Consider the following 23,397-nt stretch of genomic DNA (forward strand, 5'->3'; position numbering starts at 1 on the left):
TGGGGATGCTCTGGTCCTAACAATTGCTGCAGCTGCTGGAGGGCTTGTAGGTAGAGGGGTTCTGCCGCCTCGTACCGCCCCTGGGACTCGTAGAGTCCTGCCAAGTTGTTGAGGCTAGAGGCGACATTAGGATGCTCTGGTCCTAACAATCGCTGCAGCTGCTGGAGGGCTTGTTGGAAGAGGAGTTCTGCCGCCTCATATCGCCCCTGGGACTGGTAGAGTGCTGCCAAGTTGTTGAGGCTAGAGGCAACATCGGGATGCTCTGGTCCTAGCAATCGCTGCCGCAGCTGGAGGGCTTGTTGGAAGAGGAGTTCTGCCGCCTCATATCGCCCCTGGGACTGGTAGAGTGCTGCCAAGTTGTTGAGGCTAGAGGCAACATCGGGATGCTCTGGTCCTAACAATTGCTGCCGCAGCTGCAGGGCTTGTTGATAGAGGAGTTCTGCCGCCTCGTACCGTCCCTGAAACTGGTAGAGGTATGCCAAGTTGTTGAGGCTGGAGGCGATCTGGGGATGCTCTGGTCCTAACAATCGCTGCAGCTGCTGGAGGGCTTGTAGGTAGAGGGGTTCTGCCACCTCGTACCGCCCCTGGGACTCGTAGAGTGCTGCCAAGTTGTTGAGGCTAGAGGCAACATCGGGATGCTCTGGTCCTAACAATTGCTGATTCAGCTGGAGGGCCTGTTGAAGGAGGGGTTCTACCTCCCCGTATCGCCCCTGGGACTTGTAGAGCAATGCCAAGTTGTTGAGGCTGGAGGCGATCTGGGGATGCTCTGGTCCTAACAATTGCTGCCGCAGCTGGAGGGCCTGTTGAAGGAGAGGTTCCGCCTCTCCGTACCGTCCCTGAGCCTTGTAGAGTGCTGCTAAGTTATTGAGGCTGGAGGCGATCTGGGGATGCTCTGGTCCTAACAATTGCTGCAGCTGCTGCAGAGCCTGTTGATAGAGGGGTTCTGCCTCCCCGTATCGCCCTTGAGACTCGTAGAGATATGCCAAGTTGTTGAGGCTGTTGGCAACATCAGGATGCTCCTCTCCCCACCGCTGCTTGCGAATCTCGACTAACTCCTCATAGAGCAATCCCGCTTCCCGGTAGCGTCCCTGCTCCAGCCATTGATCTGCCAGAGCCACTCCCACTTCATCTTGCACTATTAAGTTCTGAGCCAGCTTTGCGAGACGATACAGTTCCAGCGCCTGCTCCTCAGTGATGTCCTTCGCTTCCTCCCACCACTGCTCACACAACGCTGCGGTTGCGGTCGTAGACAAAGTGTCATCTTCTACAAGCGGTAGCAAGGGAGCGAGCAGGCGGGGCACCCGGTAGAGAGGGACTGAATTAGAGACAATTGACTCCAATAGCCCCAGAGCTACCGCCCGATCACACTGCTGTTGCCAGTCAGGAATCTCTGTCCAGAGCGCCGTCATTGCAGGTAGCGGGACAGGGAGTTCAAACACCAACCCCCGTGCCAACGTTGTTCGCAGTGCCACATTCTGCTGATTGAGCAGTTCCTGAGCCAGGGTACTTTCCCGGAACTCAACTGCACGTTGCTCCATCCGTTCCAGGATGAGCGCTGCATCCGTTTGTTCATCTTGCAAAATCAAATCGAGCCACTCCAGCAAGCGAGGATTGCCATCGGCAAGCGTACGGGCTTGGCTTTGCAAAGCTGGATCGACTGCCGCTTGTGCCTGGAAAGACGGTAGTCGTTCACACTTTTTTTGCAGGTCTGCCCCCTGAAGTGCGGCTAAGGGTTCGCGATACAGTCGCTCATCTAATTCAGGCAGCCGTGCATCATACCGGCTAGTAATTAACACCCGATGCGGTTTCCCACTCGCACCGATCGCCTGGAGGAGTGCTATCAGCACCTCAACCACTTCTGGTTTGAGTGCTTGGCTGCCGTCTGCCTGTGGTTCCAGATTGGCTTCAAAGTCGTCCAGCACGACCATCAGCTTCTGGTTCGGTTCGTTCAGCCCTCGCTTAAGAAAATCAGTTAGGCGTTGCATCAGGGGTAATGAACTATTAAGAATAGCCTGCCCCACCTCTGAGGTACATTGCCTGAACAGTGCTCCTTCCAGCCTTTGGGTATCCAGTTCCTGGTAAATCACCAACGGCTGATAATCCGGCAACCGTTCCAGCAACCGGGCTGCTGTGGAACTCTTGCCTACCCCACCTAACCCATGCAGCAACACCCCGATCGTCCTCGCTTCTCGCAAGGCGCGTAAGCAGCGTTGGATTGTGCGTCGTCTGCCGACAAACTGCTCCGGTGTTGCCACCCGCACCTTTTGCTCCACATCCAAAAATTGGTACTGAACGGGTTCTGGCGGCGGGACATAATCTCCCGGTGCCTCCACCAATGCTCCCCAGGCTTCCCCTCGCACATAGAGCCGCAGTAAGTGCCAATCCTTTACCTGCTCTTGCAGCAGAAACCGATGCGTCAGTGCCACTGCCTGCCCCAGTTGGTCGCCTGCCGCCAATCGCTCGTATAGAAATGCCGCAGCCCGAGTTGCGATCGCATCTGCAATAGATCGTCCCCAACCTAAAACCGCAGGCAATCCCTGCCGCACTAATGCTTCAGCAAAGGAAGGGACACTGCCCTGATTCCCGCCCTGTCCAGTACGACAGCCAGATAAGAAGATCAAACGCGGTCGCCGCACCTGAAACACCTTCTGCAATTCTGCAACGGTCGTTTCCTGCCTCTCGCCTGTCAACGACTCGGTAATGAAGTACGGACTGTAAGGCGGCTGGCTCTGCACCGAAGCATGACCCGTCAGATGAAACACATCAAAGGTATTGTCCGGGTAGCGCCTCCACAGTTTCTCCAACTCTGGCACACAGCCACTTTCCTCAACCCGCAGTGTCAGGGGCAGATCCCGAGTGACGCGCAGAATGCTCGCCTCCTCCTGCTCAAAGTTCAGCACCGGCTGCACATTTTCAGGAGACGTCGCCATAAACAGAATTTGCAGCGGACGCGGTTGTGGTGGGCGATCGGGAGCAGGTTGATTCAGCCAGCGGATGGGAACCACCAGCGGATAGTCCCGTTCGATCAAAAAGCCATTGCCATCATGCAACGTTTCCCAGGGCAGATGGGAGAGCTTCGCCTCAGCGGCGATCGCCAGGACAATGCCTTCAGCGGCGCACTCATTAATTGCCCGACTGAGCCAACGCCCAGCCCCATCCAGCCAGAGAAACAGGCGTTTGCCCATCGCTGACAAATCAGGACGCAGCACATAGTAATCCTGCTCACTCTGCTCAATCAGGTCTTCGATCGTCTGGAGCGGTAACACCTGCCGCTCGTAGTTCGCAGGGCGATCGCTCCAGTACCGTAACTCTACGTGGTTGTTGTCCAGAGGCTTGAGGGCAATGTGCAAAATTTGCATGAAGCATCTCTTAGAGGAATCACGGCTGTGGGAGAGAGGGCAGGGCAACGGGAGCCGCCCTTTAATCTCAACTACAGTTCCAGTGACCGCAAAAACGGATGAAGGCGAATTACGGCAGACAAAGGAAGTCTTTCGCTTGAATTGCCGACTCCACTTGCTAAATTAATAGCAAACTCCGTAGAAAAAGACGAAATGGCAGATCTGCAACTGGAAATCGAAGGCGAAGGAGCCGTTCCTGCAACCGAAGAACTGCTCGAAATTGATGGCTTATCCGGCAACTATGAAACAGAAGCGGATACTTCAAAGGAAGGAGTACTCGCGACGATCGCCACCATTATTGGAATTACGGTAGGCACGCTGGAGGTCGCCGAGAAACTCTATACCTGGTATCAAAATAGCCGCAGGAAGAAACCAAAACCAACTGTGGACAAGGTTTTATTGATTGGGCGAAACGGGCAAAAGCTGGTGCTGGAAAATGCTAGCGTCGAACAGATCAAGAAGATTCTGGATAGTTGATTGGTGCCAGCGCTTTACGTCACACTGACTCTTCAAACCACTGACCAGGTGCTGCTGCGCTACTGGGGCGATCGCTCTGGGAAGGCAATGGAGCAGTATTTGTCCCGCGCCGCGATTGATAACCTGCTACAATCCGCCGACTCAGACCTGATCGATCTGCCCGTGAACCTGAAACGAATCGGCAAGCAGCTATTTGACTGGTTGCAGGGAACAGAGCATTGGTTGACCCAAGCCCTGAGGACCTGCGCGGAGCCAGACCTGGTGCTCGCCCTGGCTGTCGATCCCAGCTTGGCACATTTACCGTGGGAAGCGCTGCATGATGGCACCCAGTTTCTCAACGAACGAACGAACCCAGTAGTGGCAGTGGTGCGCTGGCTCGATGCACCCGTGTCCCTCAAACCGCCTGCCCCCCGATCGCTGCAAGTGCTCTTCATGGCAACCTCGCCAGACAACGTGCAGCCGGTACTGGACTTTGAAGCGGAAGAAGCCAACATTTTGCGTGTGACTCAGGATCTGCCCTTGAATCTGCGGGTGGAGGAGAGTGGGTGTTTAGCCCAATTGGGTAAGCTGTGGAGCCGCTACCCCAAAGGCACCTTTGATGTGTTTCATTTAACTGGACATGCCGCTGTGCAATCGCAGGCTCCGCATTCCCCTTATTTCATCACCGAGACCGTGACAGGGGAACGACACGACGCAACTGCGGTGGATTTAGCGGCTCCCTTCAAGTTGCGTCGTCCCCGCTTAGTTTTTCTATCTGGATGTCGCACGGGGCAAAGTAGTCCAGCTGTTCCGTCTCTGGCACAAGCATTGGTACAGCAGGGGCTTCCCGCAATTTTAGGCTGGGGGCGTCCAGTTGCTGATCCGGTAGCAACAGCGGCTGCCGCTTATCTCTATGCCAGACTGGCAGAAGGCTGTGAACTGGCTCAAGCGGTGGCACTGACTCAAGGCTATCTGCGCCAGGAAATCAAGGTTTCAGACTGGCATCGATTGCGACTGTATGTCCGAGGAGCCGCCTGGCATGCACTCGTTGATCCACCCGGTGATGTTCAACCCTTACGGACGCCTGTTCAGTCCCAATTTCTCGACCTGGAAAACCGGGTCCGTGTGGCTACACCCGAAGAATTCGTGGGACGGCGACGTCCAATTCAGCGCAGCCTGCAGGCCCTACGCAAGCTGGATAACCTGGGCGTGATGCTCCACGGATTGGGGGGAGTAGGGAAGAGCAGTACTGCTGCCCGACTGCTAGAACGGCTCCCGGATTATGACCCGATCGTCATTCATAGAGAACTGGATGTAGCCCGGTTGGAACGTGAACTGGAACGACAATCAACCTCTGAACTCGGGTTGTCAATTCTCCAGGGGAATTTGCCGCCCATGCAGCGATTAACCCGGTTTCTCGCGCAAGGGCTGAATTACCCGAACCAGAAGTTCATGGTGGTTTTGGATGACTTTGAAGCCAATTTAGAAGAGCGAACGGATGGAAGTTGGGTGTTGCAGTCTGAGGTCGTGCTGGTTCTGGCCGATTTGATGGAAGCGATTGCCCGCTGTGGTAAGACCCATCGGATTCTCATCACCAGTCGCTACGATGTCCCCTTACCCGAACAGAATCACCGATTGCACCGGGAATCCTTACCCGCCTTGCGAGGAGCAGACCTGCAGAAGAAATGCGAACGGCTGGATGCCTTTAATCTTCAGTCTCAGATCGATGAAGAATTGCGGCAGCAGGCGTTAACCCTTTCTGATGGCAATCCTCGCTTATTAGAATGGCTCGATCGTATTCTGCAAGATCAACAAACGGATGCGGCGCTCATCCTGGAACGGATGGATCAACGAGCGATCCAGTTCCGGGAAAGTATTCTGGCTGAGGAACTGCTCAATCAGCAGGATGAAACACTGCGAACAATGCTGGCAAGGGGACTCGTGTTTGAACTCCCCGTCCCACTGCCTGCCATGACGGCAACCTGGACCGCAATTCCCCACTGGCAACAGCAGCACGATCGGGCAGTCGCACTCGGGCTGTTAGAGTGGGTTTCCGCCAGTCCAGAACCATTGTGCCGTGTGCCCCGTCTGCTCGCTCCCCTGCTGCCACCCGTGGAAGATGACACGTTGCCTGCTACAGCCACCGAAGCTCTGTATCAGCAGTGGTGGGGCGCAGGGAAGGCCATCACTAAGGAGCAGGCACGGGAACTGTATCGTCTGGCAAAGCTGGCCCAAAACTGGGTCGTCCTGGATGAAGTGGGGAGAGCTCTAGCAGGTCGATGGAGGCAGCAGGGACGCTATCGGGAAGCGGGGCTGCTCTATGAGGAGTTAGTCGAGATTGGCAAACAGCGGTGGGGAGAGGAGCATCCTGAGGTTGCCATCAGCCTCAATAACTTGGCATCCCTCTACGAGTCCCAGGGGCGATACGCAGAGGCAGAACCCCTCTTCCTCCAAGCCATGCAGCTGCGGCAGCGCCTATTAGGACCAGACCATCTCCAGGTTGCCATCAGCCTCAATAACTTGGCGGGACTCTACCACTCCCAGGGGCGATACGGGGAGGCGGAACCCCTTTACCAACAAGCCCTCCAGCTGTGGCAGTGCCTGTTAGGACCAGATCATCCCCAGGTTGCCACCAGCCTCAATAATTTGGCATCCCTCTACAAGTCCCAGGGGCGATACGGGGAGGCAGAACCCCTCCTCCTCCAAGCCATGCAGCTGCGGCAGCGCCTGTTAGGATCAGATCATCCCCAGGTTGCCACCAGCCTCAATAACTTGGCAGAACTCTACCACTCCCAGGGGCAATACGCAGAGGCAGAACCGCTGTATTTGCAAGCTCTCCAGCTGCGGCAGCACCTGTTAGGACCAGACCATCCCCAGGTTGCCACTAGCCTCAATAACTTGGCATCCCTCTACCACTCCCAGGGGCGATATGGGGAAGCAGAACCCCTCCTCCTCCAGGCCCTCCAGCTGCTTCAGCACCTGTTAGGACCAGACTATCCCGGTGTCGCCCAAAGCTTCAATAACTTGGCATTACTCCACCAGTCCCAGGGGCAATACGCAGAGGCAGAACCGCTGTATTTGCAAGCTCTCACGATCGCCCTGTCTACGCTAGGTGAAGATCATCCCAACACACAGAAATTCTGGCGGAATTTTGTGGGCTTCCTACAAACCGTCATTGAGAACGGGCAAGTAGCAACCCTTTCAGACCATCCTCTCGTTCAGGACTTATTGCGCCAGATGCAATCTAAGGAAGTAGAGCAGCAAAACTTCCTTCCGCCAAATACTCAATCCTGATTTGTACTCCCCTCCAAACAAAGTCGGAATAGTTTTGCAAATCTAAGCAAGTTGAGATCTGCAACAGGTGTCCTAATCCCTATAACTCCGAATCAGCATCAGTATTTTTCGATCGAGATACAAGTTGGCGTTGCAACTCAGATAACTGACTCCCGTATCGCTGATTCGCAGCTTGAAATGCGATCGATGATGCTTCTTCCAACCGTTTTCCCATCTCCTCACTAGCAGGAGGAGGAAGCTCGGTCACCTGCTGACGCACTTTTGCTACCAGGGATTGAAGGTGAACTATGACCTGGTCATAGAGATCAACCACATCGGTCGCTACATCTGCTAAATCGTCTATTCTTCCGGCTCGATCGGCTAAATCCTGATTACTGCTCACCTGGATTGCCAACCTAAAAAGCGGATTATCAGTTCCAGTCAGCAGCATCAAGCGCTCCTGCAGCTTTTGCGCCATTTGATAGTGTTGCCTCTGAAGGTAGTAAAGTTTCAGCAACTCCGGCTCATCTCCAAGCAGTTCTTCCGCTTTAGCATCCCGATACCGATCTCTTTCAAAAACTAAATCTTGATACTCTCGCTCGAGGTTATCCATTCTGTCACTCCTTTCCTACCGCTCCAATCCCAATTAACCAGGAAGTGCCATCCGTCTCCGGTAAAGCAAATCTAATCCCTGCTCGATCGGCTCAGCTTAGCTGTCAAGCAATCAGTAATCTATCCGCATTGCCAGAAGGCTCCAGACTCAAGCTCTTGATCAAAACTCTAAAAAGCGCTTTGCACAGCTTCAGTGCTCGTTCCTAGCGACTCTCCTGCTGCCATTCATCCAACTGCTCACGCGTGATCAACCCTCTCGCAATAAGGGCATCTTCAATCAAATTGCTTGCCATCTGAGATTCCGTTCTCCGTTCCTGCTTGGTTAGCAGAGTAAAGACCTCGGCAATCTTTGGCTCAAGATACGTCGTGACTTTGTACCGTTTAGTGGGCACGGAGTTCTCTTGCGCTAGTAATTCACCCATCATATTACTCCTGATGTGCGTGATTAACGCTCATAACGTGCGGAACGTTAGCTGTTATGGTACGTACTATATTACACTGTCCGTACCATCATAAACTAAAAACTGCTGCCTGACCGGTTGGATTCAAGCAGCAGTTCTAGATAGCAACTATTTCTGACAGTTAGATAACAGGAACGATCGAACCGTTCAATCTCATTACGCTGCTGGACCTGTCCCCAGCATTTTACGCAGTTCCTCCAACTCCGCAGAACTCATTTTAGAGATACTCTCCTTGAGATGCGCGAGGCGATCGCCCTGCTCTTGCGATGGCTCCTGCTGAACCTGCCACGGAAACAATTTCCGCATCGCTTTATTGATCAGGCGGTTCTTTTCAATCAACGAACACCGCTCATACATCTTTCGCATTGTTTTCACCGTCAGCCCCATCCCAGTTGCAAGAGACTCTAACTCGGCGTCAGACAATCCCATCTGAAATGCCCACGTCACCCACATATATCGAAACGTATGCGGAGTAATACGCTTTCCCAGGATGCGGAAGGAGTTGCGGGCGAACAAGTCAGACATTTGCACGTCGGTGAACGGCTTTCCACTCTTCGGATTGATGAACAGATAGCTCGACACCCACACCTCAGACTTGCCCTCCCGCATGAAGACAGGCGTGTCTGCTGAACAGAGCTCTGCTCGTCCCTGGCTCAACCATTTGCCGTAACTGCCTCGGAGGTCTGCCTTCCACCAGTCATAGCGATGTCCTTGCCGAAAATCGCCCACATACCACTGACCACACAAATACCGTTCAATGTAGTCATACAGGCACTGCCCATCCTCAAACATGATGTTGTCGATCACCCCTGCCCGCTTGCCGTGATGCTTCTGGGTCTTGTACCTGCACTTTTCGCGTATCCAAACGCCCTGCTCATAGGACTCCCCTTCGTAGTGATAGACCTTGAAGAGAAAGTTGTCGTTCAGTGAACCGTCGCGCTGCCGTTTTTCTCGGGTCCAGTCTGGGGGAAGGGGCCAGTAGACACCCTCCATGGGAACTGTGTCTGGACGTTTGAGGGGACAACTGAGAGCAATCCGATAGCTGCGCGGCTCCTGTTGACGACCTGGCGGCAAGAGACCCACATCGGTGAACAGCAAGTAAAAGAGAAGGCTCTTGGCAATGATGCGACCTTTACAGAAGTCCCCAGTGCTTTGTCGAGGACGGCACTCCAACCGCAACGGCTCAATAACGGACTCCTGGGTGTACTCCAGCACGGTTTGTCCAGCCGGGGGTTCGGGCCACTTCCGCGACTGGTCTGCGACATAGTGGCGGGCCTTCTCCCAAACCTTCACCGCTTTCTGCTCCGTTTCCATCCGTTTCAGGATGGTGCGAATGAGGGGAATGCTTCTGTAGTCCGCTTTCTCTTCGACTTCTGATGCGTAGAGAAACTTTGCCAGAATCAACAGGGTAGCGAGTTTGAGCAATCGGGTGCGGGGACTATCGGCATTGTTCTGAACGCGCAAGAACTCAAAGTAGCGGTTGATGCGAGCTTCTAGCTCTCGTTCCGCCTTTTTCCAGGTTGCCTTGCGCTGTTTTGCCGTTAGACCTTCTAAATTATCCTCAAAGATTTGGGGAAGAAGTGTCTTTAACGTCAACTCCGCTGGGTTGAGGCTGGGATCGTCGTAATAGAGCGTCCAGCCCAGCCACAACAAAACTCCTTTGTAATAGCCGGATGCAGTCGATTCTTCCAGTTCGTCAAAGCAGCGATCGAGATCATCGAGATCGGCCATAAAGGACAGGAACTGGGCCAGTTGCTGCCGCACTTGGGGAGAAATGTCAGCAGATTTCAACCGATAACTGAGTTGCTTGCCCTTTTCCTCCATCAATGAGAAAGCCTTCCAATCCCCACGTCCATGCCGCATCTTGGGGCGGCATTCATCAGGAGACCGAGGGGTAAAGCCTGAGTTACCGGGGTAATAGTACTGGTTCTTTGCCCACTTCAGAAATAGGCGAATCCGTCCTCCATAGGTGGAGCGAGAGGACTTGGTTGCTTTGAGCAGGTCAAGGCCCTGTTCAAAGGCAGCAGGCAGATTGAGCAACATCTCAACGGCCAGCGTTTTTAACAGAGCTTCTGCCTCTTGCTTCTCAGCGGCCTGCATCTTAGCTTGCAAGTCTTTGCGCTTGAGTCCCCAGACAGGGAGAACATAGCGGTAGAGAGCAGTCAGAAACTCATTGATAATACGTTCGGCTTGAGTGGCGGAATAGTTTGAGCGAACATGACTTAGAAAGTCATCAACAACTTGTTTGAGATGGACGGAAGCTTTCATGTTTTTCTTCCAATTAGGAACGTGTGGAATTGGGCAAAGAGTTTAAACGTTTGATTAGCCATAAAATAAGGGCTAAAATGAATGTTGATCAGCAATAGATAGAATTTTAGGCAATATAAAATAAGTCATTATTATACGGATTAAACCTAAAAATAGCATGGCTACATCACATAACCATTTCGTTAAATAGGTTGAGTTATATAAGAGCCAGAATGCTCTCTTAATATGAGTTTCAGAAGTTTTTATTAACATAGAAATAATAAAGATAGGTGACAAGATCAATATTTCTGTTGGTATCAATAAAAGCTAGATTGAGGCTCCATCGGCTTAATTGGTATCAGACTCAAAATGAATTCTGGGGCTGGATTCACGATTTAAGCTCTTATGCTTAAGCTGAGGAATTCTGGGCAGCGACTTCTAGAATTCTTCGCCCGATGCGCTCCACAAATTCACTGCGTGAGATTCCCATTTCTGCTGCAAGTTGATCTAATCCAGCAGTTGCCGTTGCAGTCAGCGCAACAGTGGTCGGTTTCTTTAATTCGTCATAAAGTTCAGGCTTTCCTCGAAGTGATTTCTTTTTTGAGGAGGGCTTCTTCTGATGCGGTTGGCGGACAGTTTTACGGCTCTTGGATCGCTTGGATGAACTCATGATTTTGACCTAAAAAAATAGGGACTCGCCGACCATTACAGTCAACGAGTCCCTACGAGGGTTGCTCTAATTATTTTTGCTCTGGAAGCTTTGCGCTTCTCAAGCTGTTCTTGCCCCATTATATTCAGCAAAAATTGAATTGTCGAGCAAGTCTTATGGGATGAAAAGGCAGGAGTTATCTAGAATGCAAATCTTTTGATACTTGGTAGAGAATTGCTTCTCATGCTCTACCAGTAGAGCCTCCAGTAGAGGATTGGGTAGAAGGCTCTACCGCAGAAGGAGCAATGGTTTGAATCGATGATTAGTTTTGAGTAGAGGACTCTCGGTTAGGCTCAAAACACCACCTCAGCAACCTGCCCTCTCCCTCCACCACTCCCTTACCAGCAGCAGCTAACTCATGCAAAAATTCACGGATTTGATCTGGGGAATACTGCCGCAATTCCTTAGTGTAAAAAATATAGTTTTTCACCCACTTTGCATCTAGCCATTCGTGCTGAACATTCTTATTTTTGACCTTGCTAAGAATGATTTGAGCCGGCTTAGATAGAGGATGCCGATCGCCATTTGATGATGTTTTGACAGGGATTGAGTTGTGCTTCAGGACAGCTTGCCCAGCAGTTAGAAAGCTCACCTTCCCCACTCCCTGAGATTCTAGCTGTCTGAAGGCTGCAATCAGGGCAGCGCGATCGACCTGTCCCAGATGAGGAAACACCTGCTGAAATCTAGGCTTAGAGACGATTGCTTCGACCTGAGATAGCAATAGTTCACCCGATTGTTGCTCCAGCATTGCCTCCAGCAAGTCTACAAGTGACAACGGCAGGCATTGAATGGGAATCATCGCTTGCAGCTGATCTTCAGTGTCAGCAGTTGGGTCAGCGATCGTTGGCCCTGACACTGGTAACTGAGGACGATCGCTCCCGTTCGGTGATAGCTGGGGCTGTCTTGCTTGCCGTTCCTGCTCTTGGGCAATTCGCTGCACCTCAAATTCTGCTGCACTTGGTAGGGACAGACGCGCTGCCCATTCACCAGTGCTGTGGCATTTGTGAGGCTCAACACCTAAGATGTCCCACCCCATTAACCACGCCAGTCGATCGGCAAACTTCCCCACTAGCTGTCCTCCTCATCAATCCATTCCAGCAATCGTCGGATATCGGTCTGGGTTGATTGGCTGCTCTCGATCGCTAACTGGGGAATGGGGAAGCGGTAGAGTCTGCCCCGATGCCCCACAATGCAGGGGCGCTCCTGCCCATCGAGCCAGGCTTTTGTCTTGCTCCTCAGCAGGGGCGGCAGCGATCGAATGGCTTCATAGGCATCTTCTGCCAGGTAGAAGCGGGCAAAGCTGCGGCGCAGGCTACCTAAACCTTCTAACCCCAATGCTTTAACTGACCATTCCTGGGAGACCAGAAACACTCGCATCCGTCGCTTTCTGCCCAGCCGTACCATTGGCAGCAGCCAAGCTATCACAGAGTTGTCTTCTCCTGATTTCTTGGGCTTGCAGGACTCGATCAGGGTTGGGGCTTCCTCGACAATCCGCAGCGTTTGCTGAAGCTGGGATTTCCGTCCTCGGTTAACCAGTCGTCCCCGCTGCTGGATCTCCTCCTGGTCGCTGTCCAGTTGTTCCAGGATCTCATCGGTCTGCCATTCCTTGCCCAGGACTCGATACCCCTGCCAGTCGTGCGGCTCCGCTTCCGGGTCAAAGACAATTACCTCGCTGCCGGGGAACTGGGTTTGGATCAGGTATTTGATCAGCGTAGACTTGCCCGTGCCGGGAACGCCAATGATGGCAATGCAGGGGCAAAAGTCTGGGTCTTGAATCCGGCTCACTTCAAACAGGGGCAACTCGTCTTCATCCCCACCGGCGATCGCCTCTTCGGTCTCCGGCTCACCCTGTTGAGGCACAGTACGATATGGGACTTCGATCGCCTCCTCCAACGCTGGCAGCAATCCAAACTCTTGCTGCATTCTCAGGTCATAGGAAGACGATCGGTAGGCTAGTTCTTTACGGCGTAACTCACGGGCAGCCAACCGCACTTCAAACTGTTCTTCTGCCGTCTCTTCCGCTCTGGATGCTTCCCACACCACCACGCCTGCCAGCAGCGATGCCAGGGTGTATTTCAAGACGATCGCCGGGGGCAGCAGTTGTCGTTCCGTCCAATAATTGCCGTATTTGTGGGGCACTGCCGCGATGCTCCAGACCAATGCGATCCAGAGGAAGAGGCGCAGTTGCCGATTGCACCAGGTCAGCATCAGAAACCGGATTAGATGAGCCATGTCCCAATCCCCGCGCCCACTAATCCGACGATCGCCATTGCGACCAGAGCGGCTCGCAGGAGTGCCACATCCGTTCGTAACACCTGTGCCAGGGGAGAATCACCTGCTGTGCCGAAGATGCCGATCAGCATGACAAACAGCAGTCCCACGAGCAGCGGCGTGCGGGTATTAGGGAAGAACCGAAACAGAACTGTCAGGGCGATCGAGCTAAACAAGCCCGCAGCCGCGAGATGAATCAGTTTGACGAGAGTTAACAGTCGCATCGTTCAAACCTCCAGTGTTCAAACCTTCAAAGCGATGAACCCCGATCGCACTGGGGCAGTTTTGTTATCTCCCACCCAGCAGCGAGAGCCACTGGTTTGTCGTCTGAGTCGCAACCTTGCTAAAGCGCTCGCTGCGCCCGTATCGCCCTTTCAGTTCGGCGTAGCGTGGGTTGAGGACGTGGAGCTTTTCCAGATAGGCAGCATTCTCCTCCAGCTTGCCAAGCTCGACTTCTGCCACCGTGCCCTGGTATTTGCGGAAAGCAGTTTGCTCTACCAGGTCGGCTCGCTCTACCTTCTCAGCCGATTCGAGAAACTTCTTGGTTGCCTGAGCATTGCGGGTGCGATGTTCTGCCAAGTCTGCCATCATCTGGGCTTCTTCCGGTGTCCACCCGCCGCGAGGAACGTTGCCAAAGACCGGAATGGTGCGAACATTCGTGCCAGGAATATCGCCGGGATGGTCTGGGCTGTACACGCCCTCAGCGGTGGGAGCCAGGGCAGAAGCCCCCGCACTGTAAAGGGTGATGCCTGTTGAGCCAGACCCGTTACCGTTGCCGCGAAACAAACTGTCGAACAGTCCCATAGAGTTAAAGAGGGTAATGAGGACAAGAAAGGGGGCGAATCGCCTGAGCGATCCAGCTTAGAGTGCGTCGAGAAATTAGTTATCGCCTTGCCTGCTGCTGAACGGGGGAGCAGGTTGAGTCAGGCAGAACGGTCCAGCCAATCAAACAACCAATCGCCATTGCGATGGAAAGCCAGATCTGAGCCTTGCGCTGCTGGTCTGGCGGAAAGTAGTTGAATTCTCGGAAGCGACAGGACCAGTCAAACTGGTCAAGGTGCGATTGAATCTGATCTCGCAAAGCTTCAATTGACTTCTGAGGTTTCATCGCAGCACCTCCAGACATTGCTGGAAGCGATCGAGTTTGCCTTGCAGGAGGGCGTTCTGGGCTTCCAGGGCTTGCATTCGATGGTTCTGCCAATGCAGGACACCTATCACCCCAGCACAGGTACCACTGATCATGGCGATCGCCAGCAGGACTGGAAGGAGCGATCGAGGAGGGGCAAGCGGTTTTGCAGAAGCAGACGGAGGAGATGGGATCTGGATGACCTGAACGATGTGAGCTTCTTGGGGCAGTGGGGCGATCTGAGGTGGGGGGTACAGTCGTTGGGCTGTATTCCCTTGGCGATCGAGGGCAGTTTCATTCATGATGAGAAATCCTGAGTGTCGAACTTGGGCGTGAGCGTCAGAGGTTGGATTGGCGTCTGTCTCTGACGACTCATAGGGCTTGGATTAAATGGTTCAGTGCATCTTTAGCACTGGCAGCAGGTGGGGGAGCGATCGGGCTGGCTGGCGGTTCAACAGTAGCCTGTGAGCCTTGAAGGTAGGATTGGGCGTACACGCGCACGATCGCTTCGATCGCCACACGGGGATTGTTCAGTCCTCGCGCCTGGGCAACGGACTGTCCTAGCTGCCAAACATCTTCACTGATTCGAGTTTGGGGCATGAGACGACCTCCTACGCCACCACAGGTAAGGATTGAGGCACGGCATGATGAAACATGCCTAGAACATTGCTGAAGGCGGGGTTAGGCAACACGATGAAGGGCTGGACGGTGCGGAGCTTTGACTCGACCAGGTGAGCGGCACCCCCAGCGACAATAAAGCGACGGGTCATCGGGAGATGGGCAGTGCAGGCAGTCTGAACCGTGCCGAGAATGGTTTTGAACCAGGGGTCGAGGTATTCCGGGAGCCAATCTGTCCAGGTGATCCCGGTCTCGGCATAAGTGTGCCCCCGCGTGAAGCCATCGAGGATGGTGCCAGGGTCAGGGCTGGTAATCCCAAAGCGGCGGAGGGGCGTTTTGAGCCGTTCGTCAGCTGCAATCTGCTTGGCCAGGTGGTAGGAGCCAAAGCGATCGCCCACGTCCTGAGCAATGATGTCGCCTTCTGAGTCAATGACGCGGTAGAGCCAGGAGGAACCACCCAGGTCGATGACGATTGAGTAGCCCGATTCAGGTGTGAGTTCAGCTTGTTGGGCAGACCAGTAGGCTCCCAGTCCTTCCGGAATGACTTCGACGGAGACGACGTTGACCTGGTGCAGAACCCCGTTCCGCTTGAAGGCGTGTTTGCCCAGCAGCGACTTTTTCAGCACCGGGGCGTAGTAGTCCGGGCTGTGATGGCTGACCAAAAGCCGCAGGTCGCCGTGGACCGTTTCGATCGCGGCGTAGAAGTGCAGCTTTGCCAGGAGAGCTTTGTCCTGGGTGATGGTCTGCTCCTGAGCGGCGTACTTAAAGGCTTGATGCCCAAAGTGGTAGCGGGTGCCGTCCTCTAGCTCCACCAGCGGAGAGTTTTTCAGGGGCTTGAGGGCGTTTACGCCTCTGGGCAAACGGTACTGAACAGAACGGATGGCGCGAGGTTGGGAACCATCGCAGATTTTGATCTGGTAGTTCCCTGGGTCAAGGGCGATCGGGATTAGGCTCATATGGATTCCTCAATAAATTAATTCATTGCACTGCAAAGGAAGCGCACTTGCTTGTACGCCTTCAAATGTGAACGCTTGATTTTTTCTGATGCTTTATGGTTGGATAGTACCACTACGGTACATGTACCGCAACTGTTCTAAGTGAACAAAGTAAAGCGAAGGAGTAAGCTATGTCTGTACCCTGTGACTGTACCGACCTCATGCCTTCTGAGAAGCCTAGAATTACGGTCTACTTAGATGAAGACATTAAGGAGGACCTCGAAGAGCTTGCTAGACTTCATGACCGTCCAGTAAGCAACTTTGTGTTGACGCTAATCAAGCAAGCAATCACGGACGCAAAAGCGCAGGGACAACTAAAGGGTAAGTAATGCTCGACCGGCAGAAGGAGGCGATTGCGATGATTCAAGCCGTTCCTAAACCCATTACCTTTGATGAGTTCATCGACTGGTATCCAGAGAACTCAGAACATCGCTACGAACTGCACGATGGAACGATCGTTGAAATGCCCAAGCCAACAGGGAAGCACTCTCAGGTCGCTGGCTTCATTTCTGGCGAACTGTTTCTGGAGATCCGGCAGGCAAAACTTCCGTATTTCATCCCCAAGGAATGCGTAGTTAAGGCGATCGACGAGTCGGGATATGAACCAGACGTGATCGTGCTCGACCAGCAGGCGATCGCTCAGGAACCGCGATGGGAACGAGAATCGATTATTACCAAAGGCGAATCAGTCCGGCTCTTGGTTGAAGTGGTGAGTACCAACTGGCGCGACGACTACCTGACTAAGCTGGCAGACTATGAGGAGCTTGGAATTCCAGAGTATTGGGTGATCGATTACGCGGCTTTGGGCGGACGGCGGTTTATTGGCAACCCAAAGCAACCGACCCTGAGCATCTACACCCTCGTAGAGGGAGAGTATCAGGTCAGCCAGTTTAGGGGAGACGATCGGATTGTTTCAGCCGCTTTTCCAGAGCTAGACCTTACTGCTAAGGCAGTTCTATCAGTAGGTTAAATACCGGCTCAGTAACGACAGCAAAACAAGGAGATGCATCGTGGACAGACAAAGACATAAAACGTCACAAAAGCGAAACAACGTCTTATTGCCTTTGCCCAAAATGGGAGCTACTATATCTAGTGGAGCAAGAATTGAATATCCGTAGCCCTAGGAGGGAGCGGCAGGAACATCTAGCATTGAGCTAGGAGCGTCCTGTCGTTTGTTGTTTTTAGCCCTATGCTCAGGCAGAGATCTCGTCCACAACGCTATTTGAAGATATACTCAGCAGAAAGGAAAGATCTGCATATAGCGTGATCCAGCCTGAAACACAAAGTTTGCTCTTTCGATGAATTTAGGAGGTGAACCTGACGAATCACAAACCAATGCCGTCGTATCACAAAGTCCAGTACCCTCTACAGCACAATGTGCCGACCTTAAACGCCAAAAATCGCTAGCCACAAGTTCCCCAACTCAACTAGCGATCTAAGGCAATAACAGGTTGTTCATAAAAACCACCTTTTGGTGGGGTGTCGCAAAGGAGACCTTTAGCGACGCAGAGGGTTTTTGTCGAAAAAAACATCCCCGTGCTGAGATTACGATAACACATCGGACGATCAGCGCGTCAATTGCTGCGCCTTTTTCTTGGCACGGGGATAAAGCGATTTATTCTCTAGTCCAAAATTTGCAGCATGAAAAATGAGTTATTGGGACGGCAGCGACCTGTCCTGAATGGAGTTGTACGTTCAAAAACGAATCGCCCTCAAGAAGCATTGCTCTCAGAAGGGCGATCAGTGCCAAAAGCTTGTTCGGGAGGTGTAGTATGACAGCACTCTCCCCTCGGGCAAGCGAAACCTTCCAATATGTGGAGGAACACGACAATCAATATCTGTCCCTATTTCCTCACCGTGGAGACTATCTGTACGCAGAGCATCCTGACCCCGACGAATCACCGCAATGGAAAACCGAGAGCCGTCACTTCCTGAGCGATCGCCTGATTCAGCAAGGTGCTTACCTCTACGGCGTGCGCTTTGGCAAAACAACAAATTATGTGCTGCTTGACATTGACACTGGCAGTCTCTATCACCCCAGCCGCGATCGCCTTGCGATTTCCCGTATGGCGGAAGCGCTAGAGCCGGTAGGACTGGTGAGCCATGTGTCAGTCAGCAGCAGCTATCGCGGCGGCAATAATCCTGGTCTTCACCTCTATTTTCCCTTTACGCAGTCCCAGTCCACCTGGACGATCGCCCTGGTCGCTCAAACACTGCTGGAAAATGCTGGATTCAAGCTCAAGCCCGGACAGCTAGAACTATTTCCGAATCCCAAGCCTTACGGTGAGGACGGGCCAACTCTGTACAATGGGCATCGATTGCCACTCCAGGCAGGCTCCTACCTGCTGAATGCAGACTTTCAGCCCATCCACACCAGTCGGGCACGATTCGTGCAGCAGTGGAAGTTCGCTGAAGGACGCAATGACCTTGATAGCCGCCGTCTCAAACAGGTGCTGAAGCAAGCGAAACGTCGGCGCTACATCGTGAGCGGCAAGGCACAGAAATTCCTCAACGATCTGAATGCAGAAATAGAACCGGGTTGGACAGGTGCAGGACAGACTAATCGCATCCTGGGTAAGATTGCTTGCCGAGCGCGAGTGTTTTACCACGTCCATCACGGCGGTAGCCCACTGGAAGGAGAAGCCTTAGCCCAAGTGATTGCCGAGATCGCACAGTCACTACCTGGTTATGAGGAGTATTGCAACCACAAAGCGGAGATCGAGGAGCGATCGAGGCTGTATGGGCGATCGAGTGAGAAACGGTATTACCCCTATGGCTATCGTCAGCGTGAACTTGATGTAGAGGAGACAAAGCAAAACTCTACGGAACAAGGCAACGTTTTGAATTGGAACCAGCAGCAGTCTCAGGCAGCCCAGGAACGGATCAGGAAAGCAGTTGCTGAGCTACAGGAACAGGGCAATCTACCAAGTCAGAAAACCGCTCGGAGAAATGCCCTGAGAGCTTACCGGATCAGCAATAAGACTCTGGATAAATATCCGGAACTGTGGTGGGAAAGCTCAGAATCCTTACAGGGAGAGGAATACTACCCTGTTGACGCGGATTTGAGCGATGCGGAAGGGCTGAAATCCTTACAGGGAGAGGAATACTACCCAATGGAAAACAATAAGCTTGTAGGGCTGTCTGTCTGTGACGCTCCTCAGCAGCAGGCACAAGACAGCCCTACTTCTGGTGAGTTTCCGGATCTCAGGGAAGTTTCCACAGTTCCAAAACTGATAGTTCCAGCATTTTCTAATTCTTCTCAAACTGTGGCTTCTGCTGTACAGCAAGTTATCCAGTTCAGCTTATTCCAGGAGAACCGCTTAGCGGCTAAAAGGGAAAAGCAAATGCGACAGTGGCTGCAATCAGGCGATCCGATTCTGATGGCGGAAGCAAACCAGTATTTTCAATTGAGTCTTGTTCCGATCGATTGATTGTCTGTTCAGCTTTTGCTTAGGTTTTATCAAGTTTTCATGCCGCCTTGATGCGTGTTGAGTTACAGATTGAGAAGGGCTCGGGAACTTTAGTAAGGTTGCCCTTTCCCTTCATTCAGTAGCCCCTTGCAATTCACTGAGTATGTCTAGTGCCCCCGCCTCACCGAACTTTGCTTTTCTTCGGGTTCATGATCCTCAATTGGTTCGCCTGGGAGCCTTAGCAGAGAAGTACTTTGCTGATGACCCTAATACCTGTCTGATTAAACTCAGGCAGTTTGGTGAAGTCTTGGCGCAAATGGTGGCAGCGAATGTGGGACTTTACACGAACCCAGACGAGAAGCAAGTCGATCTCCTGCGGCGGCTGCGCGATCGCAATGTTGTTCGAGGGGAAGTCGATCGGCTATTCCATGAACTGCGGAAGGCGGGAAATAGTGCAACCCACAGCTTGTCTGGTAGCCAACGACAGGCGTTAAGTTGCCTTCAGTATGCGCGTGCGTTAGCCATCTGGTTTCATCGCTCCTTCGGTGGGCTGCGCGATTTTGAGCCGGGACCCTTTATCCCGCCACCAGACCCCCGTGTTGAGTCGCTGACGCTTCAGCAGGAGCTAGCCAGACTGAGAGCAGAGATGGAACAGAGCCAGGCTGCAATGGCTCAGGTTCAAGCCTCACTGGAGCAAGAAGCCCAGCAGCGATCGTCCGCAGAGGAAATTGCCAAAGAAGCTGAAGCCAGAGTGCAGGATTTGAGACGTCGTCTGGATGCAATTCAGGCGGAAGCGGCATCTCAACCCACTCAAACGATTCAGCAGACGATTACCCAGGCTCAGGCAGCGGAAAGTCGTGTTGTTCTCAATGAGCAGGAAACCCGTCGCCTGATTGATGCTCAGCTTCGTGAGGCAGGATGGGAAGTGGATTCGGAAGAGTTAACCTATGTGAAAGGGACTCGTCCGCAGAAGGGGCGGAATCTGGCGATCGCAGAATATCCCACTGGCCATGGGCGGGCAGACTATGTCCTCTTTGCGGGACTGCAAGTGGTTGCGATTGTCGAAGCCAAACGTCAAGCCGTGGACGTTATGGGTGGAGCTTTAGATCAGGCAAAGCGATATAGCCGGGATTATCAGATTCAGGGCGAGGAAATGTTGCCCAAGGGCAGTCCCTGGGGAGAATTCAAGGTTCCCTTTGTCTTTGCGACAAACGGGCGCGACTATCTGAGACAGCTTGAAACGAAAAGCGGTATCTGGTTCTGCGATCTGAGGCGTCCAACCAATCGACGAATCGTATTGAGAAACTGGTTAAAGCCCCAGGGGTTGCTTGATAAGCTGGCTCAGGATATAGATGCTGCGAATCAGCAACTCGCGCAGGAAGGCTTTAACTATGGGCTGGAGTTGCGGGACTACCAGGTGCGAGCGATTCAAGCAGTCGAAGCCGCCCTGAGTCAGGAGCAGCGAGAGCTACTGGTGGCAATGGCAACGGGGACAGGTAAAACCAAAACGGCGATCGCCCTTTGCTACCGATTGCTGAAGACGAAGCGGTTCCGGCGCATTCTGTTTCTGGTGGACCGTACGGCTCTGGGCATACAGACAGAGGATGCCTTCAAAGATTCCCGCATGGAAAGCCTGCAAACTTTTGCAGACATCTTTGAGCTTAAGGGGCTGAAGGAGGCAGAGGCAGAACGTGAAACCAAAGTGCATATTGCTACGGTGCAGGGGATGGTGAAGCGGATTCTGTATCCCAGTGACGAGAGCGGAACGGCTGGCAGTGCGGTGCCGACTGCGGATCAGTATGACTGCATCATTGTGGATGAGTGTCACCGGGGGTATCTGCTCGATCGCGAGTTGAGCGATGAGGAACTGGAGTTTCGCGACTTTAACGACTATGTGTCGAAATATCGCCGGGTGCTGGATCAGTTTGACGCAGTCAAGATCGGATTAACGGCAACCCCGGCGCTGCATACCACGCAGATTTTTGGGGAGCCGGTGTTTACCTACAGCTACCGGGAAGCGGTGGTGGATGGTTGGCTGATTGACCAGGAACCCCGCATCCAGATCAAAACTGCCCTTTCAGAAGATGGAATGGTGTGGAATGCCGGGGATCAGATGGAATTTTTTGACCCTGCGACCGGACAGCTGGATCTGGTTCATGCGCCGGATGAACTCCGAATTGAAGTAGAGCAGTTTAACCGCCGCGTTGTCACACGGGAGTTTAATCGGGTCGTTTGTGAAGCGCTGGCAGCTTATATTGATCCGTCTCTGCCCGATAAAACGCTGATCTTTTGTGCCACTGACGATCATGCCGACATTGTGGTTGAGGAGGTAAAAACCGCGCTGGAGAACCTTTACGGCAGCATTGACGATGATGCAGTGGTCAAGATTACCGGAAAGGCAGACAAGCCGCTCCAGCTGATTCGCCGGTTCAGGAATGAGAGTAACCCGAAGATTGCCGTGACGGTTGACCTGCTCACCACCGGCATTGATGTACCTGCAATCTGCAATCTGGTGTTCATTCGGCGGGTGAATTCTCGCATTCTGTATGAACAGATGTTGGGTCGGGCAACTCGCCGCTGTGACGAGATTGGCAAAGAAGTCTTTCGGGTTTTTGATGCGGTGGGACTGTATGAGGCGATCGCGCCAGTCACAACCATGCGACCTGTAGTGGTCGATCCTAGTGTCACAATCGCCCAACTTTTGGGCGAACTAGGAACCGTGAAGAAACCGGAGGCGGTGGAGCAGATTTTAGACCAGCTTTGTGCCAAGATTCAGCGCAAGCGCAGGCATTTAAGCGATAGCAGTCGCCAGCAGATCGAGACGATCGCCGGGATGCCCGTCGAGCAAATTACATCGCACGTTAAAAGCCAAACGCCTGCTGATGCGGCGCAGTGGCTGCGGGAACGAGCGGCGATCGCCCAGATTCTTGACCTTAAGGACGGTGGAACCAGACCTTTGCTGGTTTCCCACCATGCAGATGAACTGCGCTCAGTCACTCAAGATTTTGGTGATGCGGCTCGTCCAGAGGACTACCTGGACAGTTTCAAGGCATTCTTGCAGGAGAACCTGAACCAGATTCCTGCACTCCTGGTTGTGACGCAACGCCCACGAGAGTTAACCAGGGCACAGCTGCGAGAACTGCGTGTGGCTTTAGATGTGGCTGGCTATTCAGAAACGACACTCAAGACGGCGTGGCGGAATGCGACAAACGAGGAGATTGCAGCCTCAATTATTGGCTTTATTCGACAGGCAGCCTTAGGAGATGCGCTAATTCCGTATGAGGAGCGGGTCGATCGTGCGATGAGAAGAATCCTTGCCAGCCAGAACTGGACACCGCCCCAGCGGAAATGGCTGGAGCGGATTGGGAAGCAGTTAAAGGTGGAAGTGATAGTTGATCGGGAGTCCCTGGATAAGGGAGAGTTTAAGTCTCAAGGAGGCGGGTTCGATCGCCTCAATAAAACGTTCAATGGAAAACTTGAGACGATTTTGCAGGAGATTGGCGATCGCCTCTGGCAACAAGATGCAAGTTAGCATCCTGCTATAGTCAATTATTCTTGCTTTAAAGATTGCCTGGCTTTCTCGATAATGTTGAGTATTTCTGCGTCTAGGGCAGATTGTTCCTGGTTTAACTTAGCCTTTTCCGCTCTCAATCGTTTTGCACCTGCGGGGTCAAAGCGATTTCCGACATAATTTGCAGGGTTTTCTTCTGGAAAATCTTGGAAGTATTCATACATTTCGCTCATCGGTGTATCCTCTTTAATACAGTTTCTCTATTTTTCCCTGATATCAGCCTGGTCTTAGCAACGAAGAATTTACTCGT

20 protein-coding genes are annotated in these 23,397 nt (G+C 52.9%); 6 read left to right on the top strand and 14 right to left on the bottom strand.

The genetic code is table 11. The features are described 5' to 3' along the window. Window positions 1–3,359, bottom strand: a 3,359-nt coding sequence (locus tag NDI45_RS25175) for a tetratricopeptide repeat protein (RefSeq protein ID WP_348249308.1), incomplete at its 3' end; no start/stop codon positions are given. A 192-nt stretch (window positions 3,360–3,551) separates the two neighbouring features. Here NDI45_RS25175 and NDI45_RS25180 point away from each other — a divergent pair. Continuing rightward, window positions 3,552–3,875: a hypothetical protein gene (locus tag NDI45_RS25180; protein ID WP_348249309.1), complete on the top strand. Its 324-nt coding sequence runs from the start codon at window positions 3,552–3,554 to the stop codon at window positions 3,873–3,875. A 3-nt stretch (window positions 3,876–3,878) separates the two neighbouring features. After that, a complete protein-coding gene (locus NDI45_RS25185) occupies window positions 3,879–7,148 on the top strand; it encodes a tetratricopeptide repeat protein (RefSeq protein ID WP_348249343.1) in 3,270 nt (1,089 codons plus the stop codon). A gap of 79 nt (window positions 7,149–7,227) precedes the next feature. On the opposite strand, the gene NDI45_RS25190 is transcribed toward NDI45_RS25185, so the two are convergent. From NDI45_RS25190 to NDI45_RS25245, 12 genes are all read right to left on the bottom strand, one after another. Continuing rightward, window positions 7,228–7,740, bottom strand: a complete 513-nt coding sequence (locus NDI45_RS25190) for a hypothetical protein (protein WP_348249310.1) — start codon at window positions 7,738–7,740, stop codon at window positions 7,228–7,230. Between the two features lie 202 nt (window positions 7,741–7,942). Beyond that, complete coding sequence (locus NDI45_RS25195; RefSeq protein WP_348249311.1) at window positions 7,943–8,161, bottom strand: hypothetical protein; 219 nt, start codon at window positions 8,159–8,161, stop codon at window positions 7,943–7,945. Between the two features lie 195 nt (window positions 8,162–8,356). After that, window positions 8,357–10,468, bottom strand: coding sequence for a hypothetical protein (locus tag NDI45_RS25200; RefSeq protein ID WP_348249312.1), 2,112 nt, complete (start codon window positions 10,466–10,468; stop codon window positions 8,357–8,359). Window positions 10,469–10,856: 388 nt separating this feature from the next. Beyond that, window positions 10,857–11,117 carry a ribbon-helix-helix protein, CopG family gene (locus tag NDI45_RS25205; RefSeq protein ID WP_348249313.1) on the bottom strand — a complete coding sequence of 87 codons (261 nt, stop codon included), beginning with the start codon at window positions 11,115–11,117 and terminating at the stop codon, window positions 10,857–10,859. Window positions 11,118–11,418: 301 nt separating this feature from the next. Continuing rightward, entirely contained in the window at window positions 11,419–12,225 is an 807-nt protein-coding gene (locus NDI45_RS25210; protein WP_348249314.1) for a hypothetical protein, read from the bottom strand. Continuing rightward, window positions 12,225–13,388 (bottom strand): hypothetical protein, encoded by a 1,164-nt coding sequence (locus NDI45_RS25215; protein WP_348249315.1) that lies wholly within the window; start codon window positions 13,386–13,388, stop codon window positions 12,225–12,227. The genes NDI45_RS25210 and NDI45_RS25215 overlap by 1 nt, the downstream gene beginning before the upstream one ends. Further along, complete coding sequence (locus NDI45_RS25220) at window positions 13,376–13,651, bottom strand: hypothetical protein (RefSeq protein WP_348249316.1); 276 nt, start codon at window positions 13,649–13,651, stop codon at window positions 13,376–13,378. The genes NDI45_RS25215 and NDI45_RS25220 overlap by 13 nt, the downstream gene beginning before the upstream one ends. Window positions 13,652–13,715: 64 nt before the next feature. After that, entirely contained in the window at window positions 13,716–14,231 is a 516-nt protein-coding gene (locus NDI45_RS25225) for a hypothetical protein (RefSeq protein WP_348249317.1), read from the bottom strand. A gap of 79 nt (window positions 14,232–14,310) precedes the next feature. Continuing rightward, the gene (locus tag NDI45_RS25230; RefSeq protein ID WP_348249318.1) at window positions 14,311–14,535 is read right to left on the bottom strand and encodes a hypothetical protein; all 225 of its coding nucleotides are present in this window, start codon (window positions 14,533–14,535) and stop codon (window positions 14,311–14,313) included. Beyond that, on the bottom strand, window positions 14,532–14,855 hold the full coding sequence (locus NDI45_RS25235) for a hypothetical protein (protein ID WP_348249319.1): 324 nt from the start codon (window positions 14,853–14,855) through the stop codon (window positions 14,532–14,534). Before NDI45_RS25235 ends, NDI45_RS25230 begins: the two co-directional genes overlap by 4 nt. Window positions 14,856–14,925: 70 nt before the next feature. Beyond that, window positions 14,926–15,153 (bottom strand): hypothetical protein, encoded by a 228-nt coding sequence (locus NDI45_RS25240; protein WP_348249320.1) that lies wholly within the window; start codon window positions 15,151–15,153, stop codon window positions 14,926–14,928. A gap of 11 nt (window positions 15,154–15,164) precedes the next feature. Then, a complete protein-coding gene (locus NDI45_RS25245) occupies window positions 15,165–16,127 on the bottom strand; it encodes a hypothetical protein (protein ID WP_348249321.1) in 963 nt (320 codons plus the stop codon). Window positions 16,128–16,297: 170 nt separating this feature from the next. Here NDI45_RS25245 and NDI45_RS25250 point away from each other — a divergent pair, with 170 nt between their 5' ends. The 4 genes from NDI45_RS25250 to hsdR all read left to right on the top strand — a co-directional run bounded on the left by NDI45_RS25250 (window position 16,298) and on the right by hsdR (window position 23,108). Then, window positions 16,298–16,495, top strand: a complete 198-nt coding sequence (locus NDI45_RS25250) for a ribbon-helix-helix protein, CopG family (RefSeq protein ID WP_348249322.1) — start codon at window positions 16,298–16,300, stop codon at window positions 16,493–16,495. Window positions 16,496–16,524: 29 nt separating this feature from the next. After that, on the top strand, window positions 16,525–17,136 hold the full coding sequence (locus NDI45_RS25255) for a Uma2 family endonuclease (RefSeq protein WP_348249323.1): 612 nt from the start codon (window positions 16,525–16,527) through the stop codon (window positions 17,134–17,136). An 802-nt stretch (window positions 17,137–17,938) separates the two neighbouring features. Further along, complete coding sequence (locus NDI45_RS25260; RefSeq protein WP_348249324.1) at window positions 17,939–19,597, top strand: hypothetical protein; 1,659 nt, start codon at window positions 17,939–17,941, stop codon at window positions 19,595–19,597. A gap of 142 nt (window positions 19,598–19,739) precedes the next feature. Then, complete coding sequence (gene hsdR / locus NDI45_RS25265; protein WP_348249325.1) at window positions 19,740–23,108, top strand: type I restriction-modification system endonuclease; 3,369 nt, start codon at window positions 19,740–19,742, stop codon at window positions 23,106–23,108. A gap of 17 nt (window positions 23,109–23,125) precedes the next feature. Here hsdR and NDI45_RS25270 read toward each other — a convergent pair whose 3' ends face one another. After that, window positions 23,126–23,320 carry a hypothetical protein gene (locus tag NDI45_RS25270; protein WP_348249326.1) on the bottom strand — a complete coding sequence of 65 codons (195 nt, stop codon included), beginning with the start codon at window positions 23,318–23,320 and terminating at the stop codon, window positions 23,126–23,128. Between the last annotated feature and the right edge of the window lie 77 nt (window positions 23,321–23,397).

It is taken from the genome of Leptolyngbya sp. GB1-A1 (assembly GCF_039962475.1).
Classification (GTDB): domain Bacteria; phylum Cyanobacteriota; class Cyanobacteriia; order Elainellales; family Elainellaceae; genus Leptolyngbya_A.